A 2,314-nucleotide genomic window follows, 5' to 3' on the forward strand; every position below is an offset into this window, starting at 1 on the left:
TCAGCAGCTCGGTGTAATCGGCAATGCGTTCGAACAGGTAAGGCATGGCGCTGTGGAAACTGTTGCACTCGGCCACCACCAACAGGCGATAAGCTTCCTGCTGCGGGTCGTGGCTAGGTGCGGTGCCACTGAGCAGGGCTTGGATCTGCCGGCTGATTTTTTCGGGCACTCGATCTTCATCGATATGGCCAGCTTTGGCTTCAGCTAATATTTCCGGCTGGAACTGGCCTTCGTCAGCGGGCGATACCACGCGGATGCGCGTATAGGCATTCACGTCCATAAAGCGCAGGGCGCAGAAGCGGTTGAACCAGGTGTAGGCCACCTTGTCGATGAGCTGCTCACGGTTGGATGCAGCAATCTGCTTTTCCAACTGGGCCACGGCCTGCGGATTCTCGCGGCGGGCGGCGCTGCTGGCATCGAGTACCAGGGCGAGCTTGGCGCCGACTTGCTCCAGCAACAGACGACGGGCGTGCTGGGCGAACTTCTTGAGTCTGGTAGTTTCCATCATTATTCTCTTTATGGGCCTGCTCGATCATTTGTGTGGTCTCACGAAAATGATCGGGGCACTTGTCCGTTTCAAATCTGTACGCGGTTACCTGCTTGGATTTCCTTCAGCCAGGCTTCGCGCTGCTGCCGTAGGTAATCATCCAGCTCGGATTCACTGGCCAGCCAAGGTTTGCTGTAACCCACCTTAATAGTACGTGCGGACACCAGGCGCGGTTCGGCCACTTTGGGTGGTTCTGCGCCTTGCGGCGTCGGATAGTCGATGCCCTTATTTCCCGCTGGCGGCGGAGAAACGGGCGGGATTGGATCTGGTACCGGTTGCGGACGAGCCAGTCGCTCCAATTTCAGCAGTAACTGTGCGTATTGGTTGTCCTCGAAGGCACGCAGCTGATCGCGGATCATAGCGATACGCTTCTGCCCTTGCATTGACTGCCGAGCTTCAACAAACGGCGCAGCGAGCTGCGCCTGCTGCTCAGGCTTAAGACTGCCGTACTCGTTGCTCCCCTGCAGACGCAGCTCCAACTCGGCAAGCCGGCTGACTGCAGTAGCCTTTTCGCTGGTTAGCTGGTTAGCAATGGCTTGCTGCAGGGCCTCCAGTTGCGGTTTGGCCTGCTGCAGGCGGTTGCCTTGCCAGGGTTTATTCTCGGTGAGTAATGCCTTGATGGCTTCAACCTCACCTGTGGCGACATAGGCGAAATTGTCTTCCTGCTCCTGCACCAGTTGGCGAGCCTGATCGTAAATAGCTTTTTGCGGACTACCCATGAAACGACGTAGCGGCTCAATGATCTGCTCTTTGGTGTCGAGCATGGCATCGGAGGCGCGGGACAGGTCGGTAAGGAACCAGCTGGCGTTTTTGCCGGCGATTTCCTTGAGGGTAGCCATCACGCCATCTAGCACGCAGAGGAATCCATACAAGGCTTTTTGCCCATGTAGGTCGGCTAAATCAATCTCCAGCTCTTTGATGGCGTCGATGGTTTCACGCGCCAGAGCGCGGGCTTCGTTGCAGCTGGCGGGACGGTCGAAAAAGTCGGCAAAGAATTCTTTGAGATGGCGAACCTGGGAGGCGCTGAACTCGATTTGCGGCTCCAGCACCAAGGTAGTGTGAGCGTTGGTGTTGCGCAAGCTACGCTCTAGGTTGTCGCCTTCCAGCGGGTTGCTGTCCTGCCGCACCTCCACCTTGCCACGTGCGCAAAGCAGCGCGAGGTTGCAGAGAATGGCCGCGTAGTACCAACCGTAGCTCTTGCGCTCGAAGCGCTCCAACAGGGTTTTGACCGTGGTGCGCACACCGCTGCGAGCATTGCTCTGGATATAGGCCAGTAGTTCCTGCTCGGGCTCGGTCAGGCTAGTAGCGTCGTTGCCAAGTAGACCGTCCTGGGCCTGGCGCAGGTATTTGCCGATGTCGTTCTCGTTGAACGGCACATCGCGCAGCATGCGCAGGTTCGGATAAGTAGTTTCGATCAGCTGGTAGAAACCTTTGAGAATACGGGCCTGACCGTCGCTGCTGGTGGCCTCCACGTCGGCGGCGTTAATTATCAAGTGCGCTTTGCCGAGCAGCTCCTTGGCACGATCCTGCAACTCGGCCAGACGTTCGGTGTTCTGGAAGCCCTTGGCGTCGATGATGCGTTTGACCGCTTCCTGTTGGGTGCTGCTGTTCTGTCGGATGTATTTCTCAGTGCGCTTGTGCAGGGTGAGATCCTGCATGAACCGGGCATCAGCCGGCAGCACCACGCGCAGCTCATCACGTCCCATGCTCTGCATGCGCTGCACGGTGAGGTTATCGAAGTTGTCACTAAGCGGAGTGACAATGTGG

The 2,314-nt window shown here is 57.6% G+C and carries 2 pseudogenes; both read right to left on the reverse strand.

Annotated elements, in window-relative coordinates:
• A pseudogene (locus tag BKD70_RS23190) lies at nt 1-505 on the reverse strand (BREX-1 system adenine-specific DNA-methyltransferase PglX); the annotation flags it as partial.
• A 71-nt stretch (nt 506-576) separates the two neighbouring features.
• Nucleotides 577-2,314 (reverse strand): annotated as a pseudogene (locus tag BKD70_RS23195) (BREX system P-loop protein BrxC); the annotation flags it as partial.

The sequence above is a fragment of the Pseudomonas sp. BS-2016 genome, assembly GCF_001806145.1.
GTDB classification, from domain to species: Bacteria; Pseudomonadota; Gammaproteobacteria; order Pseudomonadales; family Pseudomonadaceae; genus Aquipseudomonas; species Aquipseudomonas lundensis.